We start from the raw sequence: 2912 nt of genomic DNA, 5'->3' as shown, positions 1-2912 counted from the left end.
TTTAAATACCTCTTTGATTTATGCCGTCTATACAATTGCCAATAATCTCCTATAGGCAGACATCCTTTTATAGGAGCTGAAAGATCGCGTTCATATTATTTTAAAAAACGGCAGCCGCAATCTTAATGATACAGACACCGTTATGGGCTGTAGGAATTAACGTTCGGTCTACCATTTATAAACAAAACAGATTGTCTTATACTGTATTGTTTTTCTTTTTATTGAAGTACAGCGGGAACATAACTGTACTGGCTCTTCATTACAAATCGAACCCTATTGAGCATTTTTCGTGCGATTTTTATGATTGCCTTGTTTTTACCCATCCCTTTACAGTAATGGGCAAAGGCCATCTTCATTGCAGGATCTAAACGAACCTCAGTCCAGCTAGCCTCAATCAGTTTTTCCCTTAGCTGGTGATGTGCCCGATGAGTCATTCCCAGAACGTGCTCTTTATTCCCGCTGCCATAAACTTTTGGAACAAGTCCCAGATATGAGAATAGATCATCCAGCTCCCTAAACCGGTTTATATCTCCTATCTCTGTTATAAACAGCAGCGCGGTAATCTGTCCCACACCAGGAAGGTTTTTATCAGCCTGATCTTTTCTTTATAGTGTTCCTGGACAGAAAGTAACCTAACCTGTTTGATAGCTGCAAGTACCATTTGGCGTTGTCTGCTGATAATTTTGAACCAAGAGGTCCAGATTCATCCTGGCCGATTTGACTAATGGAAGTGCTCTAAGCCATATAATGAAATTATTTGACCAATAGCTATGCTTTTCCTTATCGGTTACTATTCCCTGGAAATTTAGCCAGCCCCTGATCTGGTTCTTGCAATGCGTTTGATTTTTAACCATTTGCTGATAAACGCGGATGATCCCCCTGTCTTCCTGCTGCTCCAAATTGGGGATAAAGATACCTTTGAGTTGGTTTTTACTCAATGTTTTGCTCAGCTTCCGGTAATCAACGGCATCAGATTTGGTCTGTTTTTCTTTATCTGAAATAGGCACATCAGCGGGATTTACAATAATGCAGTCCAAGCCTGCATTTGCAAAGGACCGCTGATAATGGAATCCACAAAATCCAGCCTCATAAACTAATTTATAGGTTGCAGAAGGATAATTCTTTCGCAGGTGGTTTATTAAATTCTGGGCAGATGGATTCTGTGAAAATGTCTTTAACTCCATCTCTGAATTACGCAGGCAGACTTTCCATGATTTCTTATGAACATCGATACCTGCAAAAATTGTTTGCCCAGTAAAATCTAATTGACTAAATTGTTCCATGAGTTCTTGTTTTAACTGTTTGTAAAACCTTGATTAGTATTAATCTACAACCTTTTTGCAAGAACTCTAACTTCTTAATTAGCTATTAACGCTTTTATACATACGATCTTAATGGTAAGAAGGCGTATTTTTATAACAATGACAAGATAAGGAAGGGCTTGCAATTAGGATATCCAAATCTGATCCCGCGGATTACACTGATTTCCGCAGTGGTTTTTCTATCGTCTATCTTACATTTGCCGTCTCCCATTACTTCAGGCCAGGTTCGATAGCCCTGATGGCAGCGGTATTCCTTTTGGTTAGCATGTATTTGTTTAATCGATAGATTTCCCCAAAGGATTAAGCACAGCAGGACAGAACCCCAACATAGATATTAATGCTATTGTGCTTCAAAAAATAAAATATATTATTTAAAAATTCCTTTTTCGCTATATCATCTCGTAAAACTTTGTTGTTCTTAAGCTGTTCCATAATTTAGTTGTTGGTTTTGTTAAGTTGGCACTACATGCTTTTAAATGAAGCATCATAAATGCACATGAATGTTTTTTATACAGCCCTAAAGATTTTTAATCTAATAACCCAAATCTAAAAAGGAATTGATATTTTGCGACATTAATTAATTTAGATATGGCTTCAGGTTTTTTTGCGATTTTGGATGATATAGGTGCCTTGATGGACGATGTGGCGGTAACAGCAAAAGTAGCGGCCAAGAAGACAGCTGGTATATTGGGGGATGACCTGGCAGTAAATGCAGAAAAATCAACCGGTTTTCTCTCTTCAAGAGAACTTCCGGTACTTTGGGCAATCACAAAGGGATCATTCATTAATAAGCTCATTATTGTTCCGGTGGCTTTACTACTTAACGTTTTTTTTCCTATAGCAATCAAGGTAATCCTGGTATTGGGCGGATTGTATCTCGCCTATGAAGGGGTGGAGAAGGTTGTTGAATATTTTTTTCATCGACCTAAATCTTCACATGCTGAAGCAAAGGAGGTCATAGAAGAAGGTGATGTAGCAGAAAAAGCAAAGATCAGGTCGGCGGTCATGACTGATTTTATTCTATCGATAGAGATTGTGATCATTGCATTAGGAAGTGTATTAGAAGAAAAACTAGCTATACAGATCATGACCGTTTCGGTTGTAGCGCTATTGGCTACCATTGGTGTTTATGGAATCGTAGCCCTTATTGTTAGGATGGATGATGCCGGATATCGGTTAATGAAGGCTTCTGGCGAAAGGGGGATTCTTTCAGTTATCGGTAAGTTACTGGTTCAATCATTACCAGTCATCATTAAGATATTAAGTGTTGTTGGTACTATTGCACTAATTCTAGTATCTGGTGGGATCTTTGCGCACAATGTTGGCTTCTTGCATCATATTTTCCCTACACTACTGTCCATTATTAGAGAATTTGGGTTTGGATTAGCCGCTGGCCTAGTCATGGTGCTAGTGATAACTTTGGTTAAAAAACTTATTGGCATTATCAAAGCTTAACGGAGAAGCGTATCCGTAATTAACAACCTATTTTAATTACTGCTTAATTTTCTTTTTTAGTAAACCAGGCTCTTTGCTACTATATAAGTTTGTTCCTGCCTACGCTTTAGTCCCAATCAAAAGTCGGGAGCTGCC

The 2912-nt window shown here is 38.4% G+C and carries 3 protein-coding genes; 1 reads left to right on the top strand and 2 read right to left on the bottom strand.

What is annotated here, in order from left to right:
- Window positions 1–218 precede the first annotated feature (218 nt).
- Both R2S57_RS30190 and R2S57_RS30185 read right to left on the bottom strand, forming a co-directional pair.
- Window positions 219–572, bottom strand: a complete 354-nt coding sequence (locus R2S57_RS30190; protein WP_316848625.1) for an IS110 family transposase — start codon at window positions 570–572, stop codon at window positions 219–221.
- A gap of 60 nt (window positions 573–632) precedes the next feature.
- Window positions 633–1283 carry an IS110 family transposase gene (locus tag R2S57_RS30185; RefSeq protein WP_316848624.1) on the bottom strand — a complete coding sequence of 217 codons (651 nt, stop codon included), beginning with the start codon at window positions 1281–1283 and terminating at the stop codon, window positions 633–635.
- Between the two features lie 627 nt (window positions 1284–1910).
- On the opposite strand from R2S57_RS30185, the gene R2S57_RS30180 reads away from it, so the two are divergent.
- Window positions 1911–2777, top strand: a complete 867-nt coding sequence (locus R2S57_RS30180; protein WP_316848623.1) for a DUF808 domain-containing protein — start codon at window positions 1911–1913, stop codon at window positions 2775–2777.
- Window positions 2778–2912 lie beyond the last annotated feature (135 nt).

The sequence above is a fragment of the Pedobacter psychrodurus genome, from assembly GCF_032678585.1.
Taxonomy (GTDB): Bacteria; Bacteroidota; Bacteroidia; order Sphingobacteriales; family Sphingobacteriaceae; genus Pedobacter; species Pedobacter psychrodurus_A.
This window is presented reverse-complemented; position numbering and strand designations above follow the sequence as displayed.

Bases quoted from the DNA above. Each gene is read 5' to 3' on its own strand.
- R2S57_RS30185 (WP_316848624.1), bottom strand. From the start codon at position 1,283: ATGGAACAATTTAGTCAATTAGATTTTACTGGGCAAACAATTTTTGCA.
- R2S57_RS30180 (WP_316848623.1), top strand. From the start codon at position 1,911: ATGGCTTCAGGTTTTTTTGCGATTTTGGATGATATAGGTGCCTTGATG.